This is a genomic window from Pseudomonas sp. AK181 (assembly GCF_051122975.1).
Lineage (GTDB): Bacteria > Pseudomonadota > Gammaproteobacteria > Pseudomonadales > Pseudomonadaceae > Aquipseudomonas > Aquipseudomonas lactis.
In genome coordinates this window covers 2,529,140-2,551,517 of sequence record NZ_CP146348.1, presented here as the reverse complement: position 1 = coordinate 2,551,517, position 22,378 = coordinate 2,529,140, and the positions used below count along the sequence as shown (strand labels likewise).

9 protein-coding genes and 1 pseudogene are annotated in these 22,378 nt (G+C 63.5%); 3 read left to right on the top strand and 7 right to left on the bottom strand.

The features are described from left to right. Positions 1-101: 101 nt before the first annotated feature. Entirely contained in the window at positions 102-11,489 is an 11,388-nt protein-coding gene (locus V8689_RS12185; protein ID WP_056784307.1) for an autotransporter-associated beta strand repeat-containing protein, read from the bottom strand. A gap of 411 nt (positions 11,490-11,900) precedes the next feature. On the opposite strand from V8689_RS12185, the gene V8689_RS12180 reads away from it, so the two are divergent. Continuing rightward, positions 11,901-13,712 carry a monovalent cation:proton antiporter-2 (CPA2) family protein gene (locus tag V8689_RS12180; RefSeq protein ID WP_019817299.1) on the top strand — a complete coding sequence of 604 codons (1,812 nt, stop codon included), beginning with the start codon at positions 11,901-11,903 and terminating at the stop codon, positions 13,710-13,712. A gap of 72 nt (positions 13,713-13,784) precedes the next feature. Further along, a complete protein-coding gene (locus V8689_RS12175) occupies positions 13,785-14,339 on the top strand; it encodes a hypothetical protein (protein WP_014718107.1) in 555 nt (184 codons plus the stop codon). Between the two features lie 553 nt (positions 14,340-14,892). Here V8689_RS12175 and V8689_RS12170 read toward each other — a convergent pair. From V8689_RS12170 to V8689_RS12145, 6 genes and pseudogenes are all read right to left on the bottom strand, one after another. Further along, positions 14,893-15,607 (bottom strand): annotated as a pseudogene (locus V8689_RS12170) (alpha/beta hydrolase). A 10-nt stretch (positions 15,608-15,617) separates the two neighbouring features. Then, positions 15,618-16,373, bottom strand: coding sequence for a precorrin-6A synthase (deacetylating) (cobF, locus tag V8689_RS12165; protein WP_056784305.1), 756 nt, complete (start codon positions 16,371-16,373; stop codon positions 15,618-15,620). 45 nt (positions 16,374-16,418) lie between these two features. After that, positions 16,419-16,973, bottom strand: a complete 555-nt coding sequence (locus tag V8689_RS12160; protein WP_056784937.1) for a histidine phosphatase family protein — start codon at positions 16,971-16,973, stop codon at positions 16,419-16,421. Continuing rightward, positions 16,903-18,324, bottom strand: a complete 1,422-nt coding sequence (locus V8689_RS12155) for an MFS transporter (protein ID WP_230962089.1) — start codon at positions 18,322-18,324, stop codon at positions 16,903-16,905. The genes V8689_RS12160 and V8689_RS12155 overlap by 71 nt, the downstream gene beginning before the upstream one ends. A gap of 33 nt (positions 18,325-18,357) precedes the next feature. Further along, positions 18,358-19,887, bottom strand: coding sequence for a class I adenylate-forming enzyme family protein (locus V8689_RS12150; protein ID WP_056784301.1), 1,530 nt, complete (start codon positions 19,885-19,887; stop codon positions 18,358-18,360). Positions 19,888-19,890: 3 nt separating this feature from the next. Beyond that, a complete protein-coding gene (locus V8689_RS12145; protein WP_056784298.1) occupies positions 19,891-21,069 on the bottom strand; it encodes an acetyl-CoA acetyltransferase in 1,179 nt (392 codons plus the stop codon). Between the two features lie 129 nt (positions 21,070-21,198). Here V8689_RS12145 and V8689_RS12140 point away from each other — a divergent pair, with 129 nt between their 5' ends. Continuing rightward, complete coding sequence (locus V8689_RS12140) at positions 21,199-21,771, top strand: LuxR C-terminal-related transcriptional regulator (RefSeq protein WP_003190613.1); 573 nt, start codon at positions 21,199-21,201, stop codon at positions 21,769-21,771. Positions 21,772-22,378 lie beyond the last annotated feature (607 nt).

The window sequence follows — 22,378 nt, the reverse complement described above, 5'->3', positions numbered from 1 at the left end:
GGATGCCCGCGTTATCGTTGACGTTTTTCGCGAGCGAGCTCGCTCCTACATGGGGCAAAAAAAACCGCCCTTGCGGGCGGTTCAAGAAAACTCGGCCTTGATCAGAAACCGAGGGAGAAACTCACCGTCACGGCGTGGTCCTTGTCGTTGCGCGAGAGTTGGCCGGAATAGCCCAGGCCCAGTCTGCCGTTCTGGCTGATCTGGTAATCCAGGCCCGCTTCCACCACCGCGCTGTCCTTGGCAATCGGCACGCCCTGGGTGCTGAACGAGCCACCGCCATTGATAAAGCTCAGGTCGGCATCGGGCTTGGTGTCCCCGAAGGCATGGCGCCAGCCGATGCTGCCCCGTGGGGTGATTTTCGAGCCGTTGCCCAGGGTGATGGTCTGGCCAATGCGCACGCCCAAGGTCGAGTAGGTGATGTCTTGGTCGGCATCGCCGCGCAGGGCTGCCGAGCCGCCTTTCTCCTTAATGGTGTCGCTGTCGTAGTTGACGTAAGCCAGGCCGGCGAACGGTTCCAGGGCCACGGTAGGGGTTTGAATGGTGTAGCCGACTTCACCGAACACCTGCGCACTGCGTGCCTTGTAGTCAGCTTTGAGGCGTTGGCCCTCGCCGCCGACGGCCACGTTGCGTTTGCTTTCGACGTCATGCCAGCTGTACGCCACGCCCATGCGTGCGGCGAAGGCTTCTTGCTGGTAGGCGGTGTAGGCCATCAGGTGGTAGCTGTCCACATCGGCGCTGGAGTTGCGGCGCTTGGCGTCCAGGTCGCTGCGGGTGTAGCCGGCGGCCACGCCCACGCGCCAGGCGTCGTCCACCTGCTTATCGGTACCGAGCAGGAAGCCGCTGAGGTTGCGGTCCAGCTTGGCGCTGTTGCTGTCACCGCCCATATGGCCCCAGGTGCCGAGCACGCGCATCCAACCGACCATCTCGCCGTGGCAACCGGCGCTGCTCAGGTGGTTTTCGCTCGGTGCCAAGGCATTGCGCGGGTCGTCCTCGCGGTAGCAACCGGGTTGGCGCAGGCGCTCGTTGACGGCGTCACGTACATAACGCGAATCTTCGAGCATGGCGCTGGCAGTGCTGGCGTGAATTTCGCCGGACAAGCTGTCGAAGGCTGCACGTGCCGCCGCTGCATCACCGTTAAGCAAGGCGTTTTGCACCGCTGCGCCACCGACTGCGGTACCGGTGCCCAACGCCGCCGCCACGCCGCGTTGGTTACCGGTGGCCGCCACGCTGGCGTAGCTGACGTTGTTGCGGCTGACCGCCAGGGCCACTTGGGTTGGGCTGTAGTTCAACGCGGTAGTGAGGAACGCCAGGTTCTCCAGGTTGGTGGTGGCAAAGGTGCCGTTAACCGCGCCGGCTGTCAGCAGGGTGTAGGTGGTGGCGCCGGCATAGGGTGCCAGGTTGACCACATTCAAGGTGCCGCCCAGGTTGGCGGTGCCGCCCACGGCCAGGGAGCCGGTGGTGGATGGGGTGATCACCAAGTTCAGCGCACCGGTGCTGGCGTTGGTGAAGTTGCCGGCCACGGTCAGCTTGCCGCCATCGGGTGTCACCGAGCCGTTGTTGACCAGCGAACCGACACTGCCGTTACCGGTCAGCCCCGCACCGTTGGCCACGGTGACTTGGCCGCCAAGCACCGCGCCTGGGTTGGCCGCGTTACCCACTTGTAACACGCCCTCTTCCACCGCCACGGTGCCGCTGAACGGCTGGTTGCCGGTCAGCAACAGCGCGCCTGCGCCTTGTTTGATCAGCGCACCGGTGCCGCTCAAGGTACCGCTGAACTGGCCATTGGTGCGCTGGGTGAACAACAACCGCGCGTTGTTGAGGATCCTGCCACGCAGGCTGGTGGTGGTGCCCGCCAGCGTACCGCCACTGACGGTGGTGCCGCCGGTGTAGGTATTGGCGCCGGTCAGCAGCAAGGTGCCGGCATCCAGCTTGTTGATGCCGCCGGTTCCCACCAGCGGTGCATCAATCTGGGTGGTCACGCCGGAATTGACCCGCACCGGCGCCAGGCTGCCATCCGCCGCATTGGTGGGGCTCAAGCTGCCGCCCTCGCCGGCGACCAGCGTGTAGCCGGCGTCCAGCACTTGCAGGCCAGTGAAGCCTTGGTTGCCGACCACGGTCACGGTGCCGCCCTGCCCGCCAAATACGGCGAATTGGTTGGTGGACGCCTGCCCTTGGGTGCCGGTGGAATCGGTCCAGTTGGTGCCTGGGCCCCAGGTACCGCTGCCGCCGCTGATGCTGCCATCGGGGTTGGTGGTGCCGCCGTTCCAGAACTGGATCTGCCCTGGGGTGGTTTGCACCACCAGGTTGAGCTGGTTGGCCAGCGCCGTTTGCAGGCTCAGGTTGCCCAGTGCCACCGGCAAGGTGCCAAAGGTGAGGCCGTTATCGGTCAAGCTGCCGCCGTAGCGGAAAAGTTGGTACACACCGACGCCGAAGCCGCCCGTATCGCTGACGTTAAGCGTGCCGTCCAGGGTCAGGTTGCCCGCCACGTTCACCGCTGTACTGGAGGCACCCGGTGCGCCGAGGGCGAAGTCCAGGGTGGTGCCCGATGACAGGGCAAGCGAGCCCACCGACAGTGGCGTCGCGGCACCAGCCTGGAGCACCGAGCCGTCGGCCATGTTCACCGCACCGCCCAGGGTACCGCTGCCGCCGAGGGTCGCGCCGCTGGCGACTTGCACCGCGGCGCTGTTCAAGGTGCCGTTGACCAGCAGGCTGCCGGTGTTGACGTTGGTGTTGCCGGTAAAGGTGTTGTTGCCGCTGAGCAGCAACGCGCCGGTACCGGTTTTGTTCAACACGCCGGTACCGGTGAGGTTGCCGGTGTAGGTGCCGTCGCTGGCTTGCTCAAAGGTCAATGCCGCGTTGTTGGCGATAGCGCCTTGCAGGCTGGTGGTGTTGCCCGTGGTGCTGCCGCCGTTGAGCGTGGTACCGCCGCTGTAGGTGTTGGCAGCGGTCAGCAACAACGCGCCGTTGCCATTTTTCACCAGGCTGCCGCTGCCGCTGACCACGCCGTTGAGGGCCAGGTCGTGGCTGCCGGCCAGGGTCAGCGGGCCGCCCAGGTGGATGGCATTGGCCAGCTGCAGGTCGGTGCCGCCATCCAGTTGCGCCGCGCCGCCCACCGTCAAGGCACCACTGCCCAAGGCAGCATTATTGCCGAGGATCAATTGACCGGCGTTCAGGCCCGTGCCGCCGCTGTAGCTGTTGACGCCGTTGAGCGTCAGCGCTGCCGCACCGTTTTTCACCAGGCTGCCGCTGCCGCTGATGCCACCATTGAGGGCCAGCGCGTTGCTGCCACCCACCGTCAACGCACCGTTGAGCACGGCCGCATTGGCCAGGCTGACCGCCGCGTTGCTGTCCAGGGTGGTGCCACCGGCCGCCGTCAGAGCGCCTGTGCCCAGGGCACTGTTATTGCCCACCACCAAGGTGCCGCCGTTCAGCGCGGTACCGCCGGTGTAGCCATTGCTGCCGTTGAGCACCAGGGTACCGCTGTCGAGTTTGGCCAGGGTGCCGGCGCCGTTGAGGGTCACGCCCAGGGTCGCGGTGGCGTTCGGGTCGACGCGCACCGCAGTGTTGCCGGTGCCGCCATTGACCAGGTTGAGCACGCCCGCCGTGCCGGCGCCCAGGGTGTAGCCGTCGGTGACGAACTGCATGCCGGTGATGTTTTGCGTGCCGTCCACCGTCACGTTGCCCGCCGCGCCTTGGAACACCGCGAAGCTGTTGACCCAGCCCTGGTTGAGGCTGCCGTCGACATTGGTCCAGTTGGTATTGCCGGCGTTCCAGGTGCCGGTGCCGCCGTCAATCGCACCGTTGCCGATCAGGCTGTTGCCATCCCAGAACTGCACGGTGGTGTTGGGCGCAGTCACCAGCAGGTTGACCTTGTTGGTGATCGCGGTCTGCACTTGCAGGTCGCCCGGCACCACGCTGCCTGGCAGTGTGCCGAGGGCCAGACCGTTATCGGTCAAGGCTCCGGTGTAGTTGATGAGGTTGTAGACGCCGCTGCCGAAGCCGCCGATATCGGTGACATTGAGGTTGCCGTCCAGGGTCAGATTGCCGCCGACATTCAGCAAGCCTGTGCCGCCACCCAGCACGGGGGTGCCGAGGCCGACATCCAGGTTTGAGTTGCCGCCCAGCACCAGCGAGCCCACCGACAGCGTGCTGCCGGTGGCCAGGCCGATGTGCCCACCGTCGGCCACGGTCACCGCGCCAGCCAATGAACCGCTGCCGGCCAGGGTCGCGCCGCTGTTGACTGCCACCGTGCCGCTGGCCAGGGAACCTGTGACATTCAAGGTACCGCCGTTGACGTTGGCCGCGCCGCTGAGGGCATTGGTGCCGCTCAGGTTGAGCACCCCGCTGCCGTTTTTATCCAGGTTGCCGGCACCGTTGAGCGCACCGCCAAAACTGTTATCCAGGTTGCTGCCACCCACCGCCAGCGTGTTGCCGCCAGCCACCTGTACCACGCCGTTGCCGGCCAGGCTGTTGAGGTTGGCATTGCCACCCAGGTTGAGGCTCGCGCCGCTGCCGACAGTGACGCCGGAGGTGGTGCCCAGCGCACCATTACCCGTCGTGGTCACGCTGCCCGCCGCCACGGTGAGTGGGCCGCTGAAGCTGTTGTTGCCGGTCAGCAGCAGGTCCGCCGCGCCATTCTTGATCAGCGCCGCATTGCCAGCGAGCACACCGGCCAGGGTCAGGTTGTTGCTTCCAGCGACAGTGAGGTCGCCATTGAGGTTGACCGCATTGGCCAGCACCAGCGGCGTGCTATTGGCCAGGGTCGCCGCGCCGCCAACGGTCAATGCGCCCGAGCCCAGGGCCGTGGTGCTGCCCAGGGTCAGCGTGCCCGCATTGAGCGCCGTGCCGCCGCTGTAGGTGTTGGCGCCGTTGAGGGTCAGGTTGGCGCCACCGGCCTTGGTCAACGAACCCGTGCCGTCCACCACACCGTTGAGGCTCAGGTCGTTGCTGCCGCCGACGGTGAGCGCGGCATTCAGGCTGGTGTTATTGGCCAGGGCCAACGCCGTGTTGGTGTCCAGGGTGGTTGCCCCATTGACCGCCAAGGCACCGCTACCCAGGGCCGACGCATTGCCCAGGGTCAAGGAGCCGGCATTCAATTGAGTGCCGCCCAGGTAGGCATTGGCGCCGTTGAGCGTCAGGTTGCCCGCGCCGGTTTTGGTCAGGCCACCGCTACCGCTGACCAGGCCGTTCAGGCTCAGGTCGGCAGTGCCCAGAATGCCCAGGTTGCCAGCCAGATTGACCGTGTTGGCCAGGGCGACCGCCGTGCTGCTGTCGAGGGTGGTGCCAGTGGCCGCGTTCAGAGCGCCACTGCCCAGGGCCGTGTTGGAGGCCAGGATCAGGCCGCCTGCGTTGAGGGCGGTTGGGCCGGCATAGGTGTTGTTGCCGCTGAGGGTCAGGTCGGCGATGCCATTCTTGATCAGGCTGCCCGTACCCGCCACGGTGCCGGCCAGGGTCAGGGCATTGCTGCCGCCGAGGGTGAGGCTGCCGTTGACGTTGAGCGCATTGGCCAGGCTGACTGCGGCGTTGCTGTCCAGGGTGGTGCCATTGGCTGTGGTCAAGACGCCGCTGCCCAGGGCACTGTTATTACCGACCACCAGCGTGCCGCCATCCAGGGCAGTGCCGCCGGTGTAGCTGTTGGCGCCGTTGAGCACCAGGGTGCCGGTGTCGAGCTTGGCCAGGGTGCCGCCGCCGTTAAGCGCCACGCCCAAGGTGGCGGTGACGCCGGGATCGACACGTACGGCGGTGTTGCCGCCCACGCCATTGAACAGGGTCAAGGCGCCCGCCGCGCCACCCGCCAGGTTGTAGCCATCGGTGACGAACTGCAAACCGGTGATGGCTTGCGCGCCGTCAACGGTGACGGTGCCCGCCGTGCCTTGGAACACGGCAAAGCTGTTGGGCGTCCAGGCGGTATTGAATGCACCGTTGACGCCGGTCCATTGGCTGCCGCCTGCACTCCAGGTGCCGCTGCCGCCTTCGATGGTGCCGTTGCCCGTGGTTTGGCTGCCGTCCCAGAACTGCACATTGGTGCTGCCGTTGACCAGCAGGTTGATCTGGTTGCCGATCGCGGTTTGCAGGTCCAGGTCGCTGGCCGGGATGTTCACCGGCAGGCTGCCCAATAGCAGGCCGTTGTTAGTCAGGCCACCGGTGTAGTCGATCAGGCGGTAAATGCCCGCACCGAAGCCGCCGATATCCGTGACGTTCAACGTGCCGTCCAGGGTCAGGTTGCCGTTGACCTGAAGCAACGCCGTGCCGCCAGTGGCGGGCGCGCCGAGGCCCGCATCCAGGTTGGAGTTGGCATTGAGCAGCAGCGAACCAGTGGTCAGGGTCGCGCCGGAGTTGACGGCCAGGTGGCCGCCATCGGCGATGCTCACATTGCCCAGCAAGGTGCCGGTGCCGCCGAGGGTGGCGCCACCGCCCACCGCCACATTGGCGCTGGCCAGGGAGCCATTGACGAGCAAGCTGCCGGCGTTGACCTGGGCATCGCCAGTCACCACGCTGAGGCCGCCAAGGGTCAAGGCGCCTGTGCCGTCTTTGGCCAGGTTGCCGAGGCCTGCCACGACGCCGTTGAAGGTGCTGTCCAGATTATTGTTGCCGACGCTTAAGGTGCTGCCGGCCCCTACGGTTGCAATCCCGGTACCCGTGAGGGCGCCCAGGCTGGCGCTGCCGCCCAGGTTGAGGGAAGTACCGCTCGCCAGGTTGACCCCAGCGCCGACACCCAGTGCACCATTGCCCAGCGTGGTGAGGCTGCCCGATTGCACATCGAACAGGCCGTTGAAGGTGTTAGTGCCGGTCAGGCTCACATCCGCCGTGCCGGTTTTGACCAGGCTACCGCTGCCGGCCAGCACGCCGGCCAGGGTCAGGTTGTTGTTGAGACCGCCCACGGTCAGGCCAGCATTGAGGTTGACCGCATTGGCCAATACCAGCGGTGTGCTGTTGGCCAGAGTAGCTGCACCGTTTACGTTCAAGGCGCCGGTACCCAGGGCCGCTGCCGTGCCCAGCGTTAATGTACCGGCGTTGAGGGTGGTGCCGCCCTGGAAGGTGTTGACGCCATTGAGGGTCAGGTTGGCCGCGCCATCTTTAGTCAGGCCAGCCGTGCCGGTGACCAGGCCACCCAGGGTCAGGTCGTTGCTGCCGGTGACGGCGAGGTTGGCGTCAAGCACGACGCCATTGCCCACTGTCAGCGCCGCCGTGTTATCCAGGGTCGCCGCGCCGCCCACGGTAAGGTTGCCCAAACCAAGGGCGGTGGCGCTGCCCAAGGTCAGCGTACCGGCGTTCAGGGTGGTGCCACCCAGGTAGGCGTTGGCGCCGTTGAGGATCAGATTGGCGGTGCCCTCCTTGGTCAGGCTGCCTGCACCGTTGATTGCGCCGCCGAGGGTCAGGTCTGCGGTGCCGCCGATGCCCAGGTTGCCCGCCAGGTTGATCGCGTTAGTGGTGGTGAGCGCCGTACTGGCGTCCAAGGTGGTACCGCCTGCGGCGTTCAACACGCCCGCGCCCAGCGCCGTATTGCTGGCCAGGATCAGCCCGCCTGCGTTCAAAGCCACGGGGCCCAGGAAGGTATTGGTGCCGCCGAGTGTCAGGCCTGCCGTGCCATTCTTGACCAGGCCACCGGTGCCGCTGATGGCGCCATTGAGCGCCAATGCGTTGCTGCCGCCGACCGTCAGGCTGCCGTTGAGTACCGCATCATTGCCCAGGGTTACGGAGGCGTTGCTGTCCAGTGTGGTGCCCGCTGCCGCAGTCAGCGTGCCAGTGCCCAGCGCGGTGTTGCTGCCGACCACCACCGTACCGCCATTGAGCAAGGTGCCGCCGGTGTAGCTGTTGGCGCCATTGAGCACCAGCGTGCCGGTATCGAGTTTGTTCAGAACGCCCGCGCCGGTGATATCGACGCCGAGGGTGGCAGTCGCCAGTGGGTCGACGCGCACGGCGAAGTTGCCACTGCCGGTGCTCAACTGCCCACCGGTGCCATTGACCAGATTGTAGCCATCGGTGACGAATTGCATGCCCGTGATGGTTTGCACGCCGTCCACGCTGACGGTACCCGCCGCGCCTTGGAACACCGCAAAGCCGCCACCCCAGGTCTGGTTGGAAAGGCCGTCGGCCGAGGTCCAGTTGGTACCGCCCGCTGTCCAGGTGCCGCTGCCCCCGTCAACACTGCCGTTGGCCACGTTGCTGATGCCGTCCCAGAAACGAATGTTCGGGGCCGCTACCACCAGGTTGACCTCGTTGCTCACTGAAGTCTGTACCAGCAAATCACCTAGGCCATAGCCCAGCGGCACCGTGTTGACGTTCAATGCGCCGGCCAAGCTGCCGGTGTAGTTGATCAAGCGATACACACCAGCGCCGAAGCCACCGGCATCGCTCACATTGAGGTTGCCGGCCAGGTTCACATTGCCACCGACATTCATCAGCGACGTCAGCGACGGTGCGCCAAGGGCCACATCCAGACTGGCCCCGGCAGTCATGTTCAGGCCAGCGGCCGACAAGGTTGTGCCACTGCCCAGCGCCAAGTGCCCGCCACTATTGATATTCGCCGTACCCAATAGCGAGCCACTGCCAGTGAGGGTGCCGCCGCTATTCACGTTGACCACCGCGCTAGCCAGGGAACCGTCGACATCCAGGGTGCCCGCGTTGATCGCCGTGTTACCGGTGATGCCATTGATTGCGTTGAGCGTGAGGGTGCCAGTGCCGACCTTGATTAAGCCGCCAGCACCGCTGAGATCACCGTCAAAGGTACTGCTGGTGTTCACCCCACCCACGGTGAGATTCAAACCGCCGCCGACTGCCACGCCACCTGCACCGCTGAGGCCGGCCAGGCTGGAATCGACGCCCAGGTTCAGCGCAGCGCCAGCGCTGACATCAACGCTAGAGGTGCTACCCAATGCACCGGCGCTGCCGGTGGTGACGCTGCCGGAGATAATATTCAATGGCCCGGTAAAAGTGTTGTTGCCGCTCAAGGTCAGGTCAGCCAAGCCATTTTTGATCAGCGCACTGGCGCCGCTGATCACGCCGCTGAGGTTGAGGTCATTGTTGCCCGCGAGCGTCAGATTGCCATTCAAGGCAATCCCGTTGCCCAGGGTAAAGGTCGCGCTGGTATCCAAGGTTGCCGCACCGCCAACCGTCAAGGGGCCTGCGCCCAAGGCGCCTGCCGAGCCCAAGGTCAGCGTGCCGGCGTTGAGGCTGGTGCCACCGCTGAAGGTGTTGGCGCCGTTGAGGGTGAGGTTGGCCAGGCCATCCTTGATCAGCGCACCCGCGCCGCTGACCACACCGCCCAGGGTCAGCGCATTGGCGCCGCCGACGGTCAGCCCGGCGTTGAGGACAATGCCATTGCCCAGCGCCACCGCCGAGTTGCTGTTCAGGGTTGCGGCGCCGCCGACGGTCAAGTTGCCCAGGCCAAGCGCCGTGTTGCTGCCGACGGTCAGGCTGCCTGCATTAAGCGTGGTGCCACCCAGGAAGTTATTGTTGCCGCTGAGTGTCAGGCCGGCCGTGCCGTTTTTGGTCAGGCTGCCTGCACCGTTGACTGTGCCGCCCAGGGTCAGGTTGGCGCTGCCGCCGATTCCAAGGTTGCCGGCCAGGTTGACCGCGTTGGCCAAGCTCACCGCCGTATTGGCATCCAGGGTCGTGCCGGCTGCCGCATTCAATACACCAGCACCCAGCGCGCCATCCGTGCCTACCACCAGCTTGCCGGCGTTCAGCGCGGTATTGCCAAAGTAAGTGTTCGCCCCGTTGAGAATCAGGTCAGCCGGCCCGTTCTTGATGAACCCGCCGACGCCCGCAACCACGCCGCCCAGGGTCAGTGCATTGCTGCCGCCAAGAGTCAGGTCGCCGGCCAGGTTCAGGTTATTGCCCAGGCTCACTGCTGCGCTGGCATCCAGCGTGGTGCCCGCCGTTGCGTTCAACACACTGGTACCCAGCGCCGTGTTTGAGCCAACCACCAGCGAACCGGCGTTCAAGGCCGTGGTGCCGGTGTAAGTATTGTTGCCAGTAAGCGCCAGGCTCGATGCGCCGGTCTTGATCAGCCCGGAGCCGCCGCTGACAACCCCGCCCAGGGTCAGAGGGTTTACGCCGCCTACGGTCAGATTGGCGTTCAAGGTGATCGCATTGCTGGTGGTCAGCGCTGCATTGCTTTGCAACGTGCCCGCCCCCGTCACGGTCAAGGCACCGGTGCCGAGTGCTGCGGCATTGCCCAATGTGAGCGTGCCGGCATTCAAGGTGGTGCCACCCTGGAAGGTGTTGGCGCCGCTGAGGATCAATTCGCCCGTACCGACTTTGGTCAAGCCAGTGCTGCCCGAGATCAGGCCGTTCAAGGTCAGCCCGGTAGCAGCCCCCTGCACCGTCAGGCCACCGGTTCCGAGGGTCATCAGGTTAGCCAGCGTCAGGTTGTTAGTGGTGGCTTCGATAGCGCCGCCGTTAGACGTGAGCACACCGCTGCCGAATGTCGCGTTGTTATTGAATTGCGCCACGCCGCCATTGAGCGTGGTGCTGCCGCTGACCAACGGCCCCTGCAAGGTCCAGGTGCCGCTGTTGATGGCCAGGTTGTTGAAGTTGACATAGTTGGCGCTCGAGGCCGAGCCGGTACCTGTGCTGCCACCACCGACACCCGTCGTGTTTTCAAGGATCAGCGAGTTACTGCCGCCTGCCCCTCCGTCCACCTGGCCGGTGGGCGCAAAGGTGAGGTTCACGCCGAGCAGTCCGCCAAGGCTTACGCCGAGGCCGCCGCCGTTGGTCACTTGCGAGCCCGTGACGGCAGTGAAGGTGTTGGCGCTGGCGGTCCCCATCGACACGCCGCCAGAGATCGTGCCGGTGTTGCGGAACGTGTTCCCCGCAGTAGAGCTCTCGAACGCCACGCGCCCAGTCAAGGTGCCGTTGTTCGTCATATTGACCTGCCCGCCGCCCTGTACCGCCACCACCGGGGTGTCGGAGGAAAGCAGCGAAAGGCCGAGCAAGAAAGACGAACCAATGGTGCCGTCGTTGACAATCGTGGTGGTGCCGCCTACGCCGTTGGTGGCATTGAGTGCCATGCCGCCCAGCGAGGCCAGGTTCAACCCAAGCAGCGCGCCGGTACCGTTAATAACGCCGGTGGCCGCGTTGGTGATGTTCAGCGCATTGGCTGTCGAGTTGCCGATCACCACACCACCGCTCAGGGCTGAAACCAACCCAAGTACTGCCGGGTCAATGGTGCCGGCGTTGTTCAATGTCGTGTTGTTGCCCGTCAGGCTCAGCGCGACACCACCCACCAATGTATTGAGCTTCGTCCCGGCGGTGACGTTGACCGTCAGGGTGTTGACAGCGCTGTTGAAGGTGTTGGGAATCAGCAGCAATGTCGGCACACCGGTGCAGGTCACCGTGGCTCCGGCCGTAGGACTCGCCGGGCTACAGGCGGCAAACACATCCGGGCTCGCCAGGCCCACCACCAGCCCGGCCACTCCCAGGCGGATCGCAAGAGAAAGTGCAGAAATCCGAGGTAAAGCGGCAGTCGCAAGTCTTCTATCCACGTTCTACTCCTTGTGGTCCAAGCCTTTCATCCGTGACTGCGTGCACGCCTTGTTTCAACGATCCACACGCATCGAATTCGAAACACCTGACCGTGGTGACTACTGATCCAGTTTTTCGAAACGTTAGTAGACCTGCGCGAAAGCCATTGAATTAAATGGTATTAATACTTTCGTAAAACCGGCGTAAGAATGGGATGAGAGCCAACATCCATTGACTGTCGCGACAAAAATACAAGTTTCCAAATGTGAAAAAGCGCTCTAATAGCGCCCTATCCTCCCCACCGTAGGCGCGAGCTTGCTCGCGAAAATCCTCAACGATGACGTGACAAACCGGATATAACGCGGTGCCCTTGCGTTTTTCGCGAGCAAGCTCGCTCCTACCGTTGATCGATGCAAATGCTGGAGTTCGTAATGCCCCATGAAGGCAACCTGTTACAAGCAGCCGTGGTGTTCCTGTTCGCCGCGGTGCTGACCGTGCCCCTGGCCAAGCGCCTGCAATTGGGTGCGGTGCTGGGCTATCTGTTTGCCGGTGTGATCATCGGCCCATCGGTACTTGGCCTGATCGGCAACCCGCAAAGCGTGGCGCAGTTCTCTGAACTGGGCGTGGTGCTGTTGCTGTTCATCATCGGCCTGGAGCTTTCACCCAAACGCTTATGGGTGATGCGCAAGGCGGTGTTCGGCGTGGGCCTGGCCCAGGTCCTGCTCACCGGCGTGGTGATGGGTGCGGTCGCGCTGTGGCTGTTTGGCCAGTCGTGGAACAGCGCCATCGTGCTGGGCCTGGGCCTGGCACTATCCTCCACGGCGTTTGGCCTGCAAAGCCTGGCCGAACGCAAGGAGCTCAACCAACCCCACGGGCGCCTGGCCTTTGCCATCCTGTTGTTCCAGGACATTGCCGCTATCCCGCTGATCGCCATGGTGCCGTTGCTGGCCGGCAGCGATCACCCGACCACCGAGGCCCAAGGCCTGCAACATGTGTTGCAGATCCTCGGCAGCATCGCCGTGGTGATCATCGGCGGGCGCTACCTGTTGCGCCCGGTGTTTCGCATCGTGGCCAAGACCGGCCTGCGCGAAGTGTCCACCGCCACCGCGCTGCTGGTGGTGATCGGCACCGCCTGGCTGATGGAATTGGTGGGCGTGTCCATGGCCTTGGGCGCGTTCCTCGCCGGCCTGCTGCTGGCAGACTCGGAATACCGCCACGAACTGGAATCCCAGATCGAGCCGTTCAAAGGCCTGCTGCTGGGGCTGTTTTTCATCAGCGTGGGCATGGGCGCCAACCTCAGCTTGCTGCTCAGCACGCCGCTGGTGGTGATCGGCCTGACCCTACTGCTGATCGGTTTGAAACTGCCACTGCTGTACGCCGTCGGGCGAATGGTGGGCGACCTCAACCGCGAAAGTGCCCTGCGCCTGGGCGTGGTGCTGGCGGCGGGCGGTGAATTTGCCTTCGTGGTGTTCAAGATCGGCCGCGACCAGGGCCTGTTCGAACCGCAGCTGTACGACGTGCTGGTGCTGACCATCACCCTGTCCATGGCCGTGACCCCGCTGCTGTTGCTGGTGTGCCCGAAGCTGTTCAAGCCCAAGGTCAAGCCGGTGGAAGTGCCCGAGGAATACCGCGCCATCGAAAGCGATGCGCCCCGCGTGGTCATCGCCGGCATGGGCCGGATGGGCCAGATCGTGGCGCGGATCCTGCGCGCCCAGAACATTTCGTTCATCGCCCTCGATACCTCGGTGGAAACCATCGAGCTGACCCGCAGTTTTGGCGGCATGCCGGTGTTCTACGGCGACCCCCAACGCCCGGAAATCCTCCACGCGGCCAAAGTCGATCAAGCGGAATTCTTCGTGATTGCCATGGACGACCCGGAGATCAACATCAAGACCGCCGAGTTGGTACGCAACCTCTACCCGCACATGAAGATCATCGCCCGTGCGCGCAACCGCCAGCACGTACACCGCCTGGTAGACCTGGACGCTTCACCGGTACGCGAAACCTTCTACTCCAGCCTGGAAATGAGCCGCCGTACCCTGGTCGGCCTCGGTTTGAGCCAGGCCCAGGCCGATGCGCGCATCAACCGCTTCAAGACCCACGACCAGCAGGTACTCGCCGCCCAACACGCGGTGTACGACGACGCGGCCAAGGTCATGCAAACCGCCCAGGAAGCCCGTGCGGAACTGGCGCGCTTGTTTGAAATGGACCGGCTTGAGGAAGAATCTTCCGACAAAGTGTGACGGGGCCGATGAACGAGATTGCGAATTTTCTGACAGAATACGCCGCAATTTCGTTCATCCCCGGAGTGCTTCATGGCCACGTTCACCAAGACCGCAATGCTGCTGGCCCTCGCGCTCACCGCCGGCAGCGTATTCGCTGCGGCCAAGCCCACCACCCAGACCATCTCCACCCTGGGTGGCAAGTTCACCTTCAAACTGCCCAAGGCCTACAGCGCCGACACCCTGCCCTCCGGCACGGCGCAAGACGGCACCGCCGACACCCAAGGCACGTTGTACGCCAACTCGACGACGAAAAGTGTGGTGATCGTCGCCGAAACCGTGCGCAACGATGGGGCAACGATCCAGGATAACGACCCGCAGTTCCTCGACGGCGCCGTGGCCGATTTCGTCAAGGACCAGAGCGCTGCCCTGCCTGACTTCAAGAAACTGGGCGAGAAGAAACTCACCTACAAGGGTTTGGGCCTGCGCCAGGTGGACAGCAGCGCTACCCAAGGCGGTGGCAAGACCTTGAACTCCACATTCCTGGGGGGTTCGGGCAACCATTTGCTGGTAATTCAGGCGATTTCCCGGGCGGATGATGTGAAGGGGCATGCACAGTTGGTGAAGCAGATTACAGGCGGCAAGTAACCCCCCTCTTCCAGCCAACGCAAAACCCATGTGGGAGCGGGCTTGCCCGCGATGGCCTAGGTATCTACACAACTTTGTAGGCTGTAGCAGCCGACGGTAACCACGATGCGAAGCGAGCCGCTCTTGATCTTGATCTGCTTTTGATCTTGATCTCAGGCGCCCCGTTAAACCACGCTGGCCGAACGCAGGCTTGAATTCGTGGGTAACCCGGCAGGACGCCGGGTTAGCCGCCCCGCGCCATGGATGGCGCGTGGCGGCGGCCCACGGATTCAAGCCTGCGTTCGGGCACACCGAGCCCAAGCGAGGTGCCGAGTGGGCAAGAGCGTTTTGCTTACTTTTGCGCTTTTCAAAAGTGAGCCGCTGTCAGAGCGGAACCCTAAGTAGCCGTTACCTAAATAACGGATATATACCCGGTCCAACTGTGTTGGCTGCCAGGCCGTCTTCGCGAGCAAGCCCGCTCCCACAAGTTTGACAGCGGGGTGTCAGGTAGATAGCCGTAGGCTGGGAGGCCGCCATCGCAGGCAAGCCAGCTCCCACATTTTTAACCGCATTTTCACTTCAGGCTTTTCTCTAGCCAGGCTTTTAAGTCCTGGATTTCCGCTTCGCTGATGGTGTGATTCATCCCCAGGTATTGATGAAACTCCGGCTTGAGCCCCAACTCCGCCAGCACCTTGTTCGCTTGCGTGGCCGAGCTAAACGGCAGCGCCTGATCCAAAGTGCCATGACCAATAAAGATCGCCAGCTTGCCCATCGCCGCATCCGGTTTCAGCGCAGACCTGAGCACCGGTAGCACGCTGCCACTGAGCGCAGCGATACCGCGTACCAACTCGGGTTCACGCAAGGCCACCTCGTAAGACATGATCGCGCCCTGGCTGAACCCCACCAGGAACACCCGATCACTTTGGGTGTGGTACTTGGCGGTGGCCTTCAGCACAAAGTCCTTGATCAGTCGGGCGCTGCTGAACAGCTCGTCGGTCTCGCCGTTGTACTCAGGCTCATCGGTCTTGGTAAACCAGCGATAACCCTGCGGCTCCACCGGCAGCGGCGCGCGCACCGACAGGTAGGTCCAGGTGGATGGCAAAGCGTTCTTGACCAAACAAATCTTCCTCGTTACTGCCAAAACCATGCAGGAAGATCACCAGCGGCTGGTTGCGTGCGTCGCCCTGGGTCTGCTCCAGGTAGGACAACGGCAAGTCGGTGTGCAAGCCGCTATCGGCATGAGCGGCGCCGGCCACCAGGGCCAAGGCGAAGGCAAGCTGTTTGAGCATCGGGTTTACCTCAGGGTTTGCGCAACAAATAGGTGTCCATGATCCAGCCGTTTTCCAGGCGCGCCGCCTTGCGTACCCGTTCGATCTCTTCTGCCACGTGTGCCACTTTGCCGCTGATCAGGATCTCGTCCGGCGTGCCCAGATAGGCGCCCCAGTAAATATCCAGGTCCTGATCCGCCACGCTGCGGTAGGAGTCTTCGGCGTCGAGCATCACCACCAGGGTATCGGCATCACTCGCCTGCCCTGCCGCCAGCCGTCGCCCGGTGGTGATTTCGATCGACTTGCCGATACGGTTGAGCGGCACCTTATGCTGCGCCGCCAGGGCCTGCACACTGGTGATGCCGGGAATCACTTCAAACTCGAAGACACAGCGGCCACTGACAAGAATAGCCTGCAAAATGCGGATGGTGCTGTCGTACAGCGCCGGATCGCCCCAGGCCAAAAACGCCCCCACTTCGCCGTCGGCCATTTCTTCGTTGATCATGCGCTCGAAGGTCTGCTGCTTATCGCGGTTGAGGTCTTGTACGGCGGTGGTGTAGTCAATTTCACCGCGCACCCGCTCCGGGCAGTCGGCCTCAACAAAACGGTAGCCGGGCTCGGTGATGTAGGTGTCGCAGATTTCCCGGCGCAGGTCGATCAGCTTGTCCTTGCTCTGGCCTTTGTCCATCAGGAAGAACACGTCGGTACGGTTCAGCGCCTTCACGGCCTGCATCGTGATGTAGTCAGGGTTGCCGGCGCCAATGCCGATGATCAGGATGCGTTTCATGGAGTGCTCTCATTGCGGGGCGTCGATTTTGCCATGTTCCGGGAATCAGGCGGAAGTTTCCAGGCGCAAGCGCCACACGCCGTTGAAGCGTAGCTCGGTGGCGGACAATGGCTCGACGTCGATCCGGTAGAACATCGAGATCGGCAACTGCATGGCGAACAGCATCGCCGCACGGATGACGAACGGGTGAGTCACGGCGATGACATGGCCGGGGTGGGTTTCGAGAGATTTAAGCCATTGGCCAACCCGCCTGCACAACTGATCCACCGATTCGCCGCCGTGTGCTGCGCTGGTGCTGTCGGTGGTCCAAGTGTTCAAGGTTTCGCTGTCGAGTTGGCCGATGGCCTGGCCTTTCCATGTGCCGACATCAAGGTCGCGTAAGGCGGGGTCGACCTGGGCGTTATCGCCGAACAAGCCCGCGCTCTGACGGGTTCTGGCCTCGGGGCCGCACAGCAGGCGTGCCTGTTGTTTGTAGCGCCCGGCCAGGGACAAGGCCGCGCCCTGCCAGTCCATGGCGACAGACTCATCATCAGAAAAGCGCCCCCGCTTTTGCAGGGGCGTGATGGCGTGGCAGATCAGGGTCAAGCGGGTGGCCGGCATTGCGATTCTCTGTACCTGTAGGAGCGAGCTTGCTCGCGAAGGCAGTATTGGCGGGCACAGCTGTCGAGTGACCGCTGGCAACAAAATCTTCCTTGCGCAACACCACCAACGCCAGCAACGACACCACCCCGGTCGCCACGTAGAAATACCACGGCGAGGTAATGTCGCCTGTCACCTTGATCAGCCAGGTGGAAATCAACGGCGCACTGCCGCCGAACACCGCCACCGGCACGTTATAGGCCACCGCAATCCCGGTAGAACGGATGCGCGTTGGCAGCAGTTCGCTCATCAGTGCATAGGTCGACGACGCATACAGCCCGAACAAAATCGCCACCGCCATCAACGGTGCGAAGAAGGTCGCCGGGGTGGCGGTGGGGGCGGATTTGAACAGCCAGAACATCGCCAGGGTCGCCAGTGTGCCGATCACCATCAGGAACGGCTTGCGCCCGTATTTATCGGTAAAGGCGCCGCCAAACGGCATCACGAAGGCCGCCGAGAAGCTGGCGACGAACACGTAGAGCAAGGTGGTGCCGCTATCGAACTTGAGGATCTTGGCCATGTAGGTCGAGGCGAAGGTCAGCACCAGGTAGAAGATCGAGCTGTGCAAGGTGATGATAAAGAACACCAGGGCAATTGCGCGCTTCCACTGCCAGACCTCGCGCAGCGGCGCACGGGAGGTTTGCCCGGCGCGTTGCAAGGCGAGGAACTCGGGGCTGTCTTCGAGCTTGAGGCGGATGTACATGGAGATAAAGCCCAGGGGCGCGGCGATCAGGAACGGTATGCGCCAGGCCCATTCCTGCATGACCTCGGCGCCCAGCACCCAGGTCATGCCATTGGCCACAGCGCCACCGAGCAGCAGGCCGAGCACGGCGGTGACCATCAGCCAGCAGGTGGCAAAGCCACGGCGACCGGGGCCGGCGTATTCGGAGATGAAGCTGGTGACGGTGCCGATTTCGCCGCCCGCCGAGAAGCCCTGCACGCAGCGCACCAGGATCAACAGGATCGGTGCGGCGATGCCCAGGGTGGCGTAGGTCGGCAACAGGCCCAGCATCACCGTGGAGCCGGTCATCATCACCAGCGCCATGATCAGGGTTTTGCGCCGGCCGATCTTGTCTGCCAGCGGGCCGAAGAACAGCCCACCCAGAGGGCGAATAAAAAAGCTCAGCGCAAACGCGGCAAAGCTGGCCAACAGGCTGGTAGTGGGGTCGTCGGAGACGAAGAACGCCTGGCCGATATAGACCGCGAGAAAGCCATACACGCCATAGTCGTACCACTCGATCAAGTGGCCGGAGGTGGCACCGAGAAACGCACGGCGGCGCTTGCGGACGGTGTCTTGTGCGGGATTGCCCATCGTGGGGACTCCTTGTCTGATTATCGATCCATGTTAAAGCGCGGCGATACTCGCGGTTTGCAGCCAATGCCGCAAGTCGGTCTTGAGAATCTTGCCGTAGCTGTTCTTGGGCAAGTCGCTGCGCCACACATATTTTTTCGGCTTTTTGAACGAGGCCATACGCGCCAGAAACCACGCGGTAAGTTCGCCTTCGTCCAGAGGCTGGCCGCTGCGGGTCACCACGAAGGCCACCACCGACTCACCCCATTGCGCGTCGGGCTCGCCCACCACGCACACTTCGAACACCTCGGGATGCTGGGCCAGCACTTCCTCGACTTCACGGGGGTAAACGTTGCTGCCGCCACTGATGATCACGTCCTTGGAGCGGTCCGTGAGGGTCAGGTAGCCGGCCGGGTCGAGGTAGCCGATATCGCCGGTCAGCAACCAACCGTCCACCAGCGTCTGGCGCGTGGCCTGCGGGTTGCGCCAGTAGCCTTGCATCACCGTGGCGCCACGCACCGCGATTTCGCCGCGCTGGCCGGTGGGCAGTGGCTGGCGCTCGGCATCGAGGATGCGGATCTCCACACAGGCTTGCGCGTGGCCCACCGAGGCGGCCAGGGTGGCCCAGTCGGGACGCTGGCGCTCGGCGATCAAAGCGCGGGGCAAGACGCTGATGGTCATCGGGCTCTCGCCCTGGCCGTAGATCTGCACCAGGCGCGGGCCGAAGGTGTCGACCGCTTCACGCAGGTCGGCCAGGTACATGGGGCCGCCGCCGTAGACGATGGTCTTGATGCCGGCGCCGTGATAATCCTCGCGCCGCGCCTGCTCCACCATGCGCTTGACCATGGTCGGCGCGGCAAACAGCGACACATCGCCCATCTGCTCGGCCAGCCCGAACAGCTCGGCGGCATCAAAGCCATGGGAGGCCGGCACTACATGGCGGGCGCCGCAGCGCACATGGATGAAGTTGTACAGGCCGGCGCCGTGGGACATGGGCGCGGCATACAGCGCCGCATCGTCGGCACTCACCGCGTCGACATCCGTGGCGTAGCACAGCGACATGGCGATCAGGTTGCCGTGGGACAGCATCACACCCTTGGAGCGCCCGGTGGTACCGGAGGTGTAGAACAGCCAGGCGAGGTCGTGATCCTGGCGGGGCACTGGCTGTTCCAGGCCGGGCCAACCATGGCTGGGCGGCAGCGGATGGCCGTCCAGTTCCGTGCAACGCGCGGGCAAATCCCGCGATGAAAACACCTGGCCGCTGTCGGTAAAGATCAACCGCGCCTCGGCATTATCGGCAATCCACGCCGCTTCGCTGGGGTGCAGCTTGGCGTTGATCGGCACCGCCACGCCGCCCATCCACCAGATGGCGTAGAGCAGCTCCAGGTAGTCGCAGCTGTTTTTCATCAGCAGCGCCACCGCGTCCCCCGGCACCAGGCCATGCTGCTCCACCAACTGCGCGGCGCGTTGGCGCACGTGGGCGGCGAAGGTGGCGTAGTCGGCCACTTGCACGCTGCCGTCGAACAAAGCCGGACGTTGCGGGGCCCGGCGCTGGGTGTCGTGCAACCAGTTGGCAATGTTCATGGCTCAGCTCCGGCGTGCCTGCAGGACCGAGGCGTAGTTGGCTACCGCCATGCCGCCCATGTTGAACACCAGGCCGAACTCCGGGTTGGGCACCGCCAGGCCAATCGGCTCGCCGGTCAATTGCCGGAACGCCAGGGCATGCATGGACACCCCCGTGGCGCCGACGGGGTGCCCCTTGGCCTTGAGCCCGCCGGAAAGGTTGACCGGCAAGCGCCCGCCAGCGCGCACCACGCCGCTGTCGAGCACGCGATGGCCTTCGCCCTTGGGCGCCAGGCCCATGGCTTCGTAGATCAGCAACTCGGCAATGGTGAAGCAGTCGTGTACCTCGGCGAAGCTCAGGTCAGCCAGGGTCACATTCGCCCCGCGGAGCGCTGCATGGATCGCGCGTTGCGGCCCTTCAAAGGCCAGGATGTCGCGCTGGGCGACGGGCAAGGTGTCGTTGACCTGAGTCATCGCGCGGATTTGCACCTCGCGACGAAACGCCCGCGCACGTTTGGGCGAGGCGAGGATGATCGCAGCGGCGCCGTCGCTGATCAGCGAGCAATCGGTCAGGCGCAGGGAGTCGGCCACGAACGGGTTGCTTTGGGACACGTTGTTGCAGTGCTCGAAATTCATCTCCCGATGCATCTGCGCCAGCGGGTTGGCCATGGCATTGGAGTGGTTTTTGGTGGCGATGGCCGCCATCGAGCCCAGCGGGCAGTGGTAACGCTCGGCGTATTGGCGCGCGGCGCGGCCGAACAACTGCGGGAAACTCAGGCCGGCTTCGGCCGGGTCGTTCTGGTAGCCGGCCCCGGCCAAGGCTTGGGTGACTGCGGCGGTGCTGGTGTGGGTCATCTTCTCGGCGCCCACCACCAATACCAGCTCGGCGCTACCGGAGAGGATCGCATTGACCCCCGCCAGGATCGCCGCCGAGCCGGACGCACAGGCGTTTTCACAGCGGGTAGCCGGTTTAAAACGCAGCCCGGGGTCGGCTTGCAATAGCAATGAAGCGGCAAACCCGTCGGGCACCAGCCCCGAGTTGAAATGACCGAGGAACAACGCATCGATTTGCGACGCGTCAATCTCGGCGTCGCTCAAGGCTTCCCGGGTCACCTGGACGATCAGGTCTTCCAGCGTCGTGCCTTCCAGGCGACCAAAACGGGAGTGACCAGCGGCAACAATGGAGACGCAATCAGCAGGCATAATCAATTTCTTCTGTTCTTGATTCGGACTTTACTTACAATGACCCACCCCTGATCGTGCGCCAATTCGTGTAACTACTTACACGGGTAAGTAGCGCCCAGGGCATTGAACAACGAGGCAGGATGCCCCATGACCGCGCTAGCCCAGCAATTTCCCGACCTCGAACGCTTGGCGTTCAAGCTGTCCCCCGCCCCGCAGATCGTCACCAGCGACCGCGTGATACTCGACTGCAACGACGCGTTCCTGAAGCTGTTCGGCTATACCCGCGACGCGCTGGTCAACCAACTGACCCTGCTGATCTACCCGTCCCAGGCCGACTACCACGCCATCGGCAAGCGCAGCCATGACTGGCTGCTCGACAGCGACAACGGCTTTTATTCCGATGAACGCTTCATGCAGCACCACAACGGCGAAGTGTTCTGGGCCAAGTCCCACGGCTACACCCTCACCCCCAAAGACCCGTTCAAACTGATGATCTGGCACTTCGAACGCCTGGACCGCATGCACCAGGGCACCGGCGACCTCACGCCCCGTGAGCGGGAAATCGCCATGCACATCGTCAACGGCTTCAAATCCAAGGAAATCGCCCTGCGCCTGGCAATTTCCCACCGCACCGTTGAGGTGCATCGGGCACGGCTGATGAAGAAACTGCAGGCCAAGACGGTGGTGGAATTGGTGTCGAAGATCATTATGGTGGCGTGACAGATAACGGCTGTTTAGCTGATGCCCTGCGATCCGAATGTGTGGGCATCCCCAATTTCTGTAGGAGCGAGCTTGCTCGCGAAAAACGTCAACAATAACGCGTGTTTGCTGAATGAACGCGGCGCCTGTAAGTTTTTCGCGAGCAAGCTCGCTCCTACAAAAAAGCCTTAACTGACTGCCCTTATGGCTTGCCTGCGAAAGCAGTAGTGCAGTACATGCACAACTTGCAGGTTGCACACTCCACAGTAACCACGATGCGAAGCGAGTCGCTCTTGATCTTAGGCGCCCCGTTAAACCACGCTGGCCGAACGCAGGCTTGAATTCGTGGGTAACCCGGCAGGACGCCGGGTTAGCCGTCCTGGGCCAAGGATGGCCCATGACGGCGGCCCACGGATTCAAGCCGGAGTGAGGGCACACCGAGCCTAAGCGAGGTGCCGAGTGGTGGGGCAAGAGCGCTTTGCTTACTTTCGCGCTTTTCGAAAGTGAGCCGCCGTCAGGGCGGAACCCTAAGTGGCCGTTACCGCAGGAATGGATATGTACTCATTCCAACCCAACTAAATGGTCGACTAGAAGGCCGCCTTCGCGAGCAAGCCCGCACACAGTTTGA

What these genes read in the sequence shown, in the direction of transcription:
- V8689_RS12180 (WP_019817299.1), top strand. Translation starts at nt 11,901, where the DNA reads ATGCCCCATGAAGGCAACCTGTTACAAGCAGCCGTGGTGTTCCTGTTC.
- V8689_RS12175 (WP_014718107.1), top strand. Translation starts at nt 13,785, where the DNA reads ATGGCCACGTTCACCAAGACCGCAATGCTGCTGGCCCTCGCGCTCACC.
- cobF (WP_056784305.1), bottom strand. Translation starts at nt 16,373, where the DNA reads ATGAAACGCATCCTGATCATCGGCATTGGCGCCGGCAACCCTGACTAC.
- V8689_RS12160 (WP_056784937.1), bottom strand. Translation starts at nt 16,973, where the DNA reads ATGCCGGCCACCCGCTTGACCCTGATCTGCCACGCCATCACGCCCCTG.
- V8689_RS12155 (WP_230962089.1), bottom strand. Translation starts at nt 18,324, where the DNA reads ATGGGCAATCCCGCACAAGACACCGTCCGCAAGCGCCGCCGTGCGTTT.
- V8689_RS12150 (WP_056784301.1), bottom strand. Translation starts at nt 19,887, where the DNA reads ATGAACATTGCCAACTGGTTGCACGACACCCAGCGCCGGGCCCCGCAA.
- V8689_RS12145 (WP_056784298.1), bottom strand. Translation starts at nt 21,069, where the DNA reads ATGCCTGCTGATTGCGTCTCCATTGTTGCCGCTGGTCACTCCCGTTTT.
- V8689_RS12140 (WP_003190613.1), top strand. Translation starts at nt 21,199, where the DNA reads ATGACCGCGCTAGCCCAGCAATTTCCCGACCTCGAACGCTTGGCGTTC.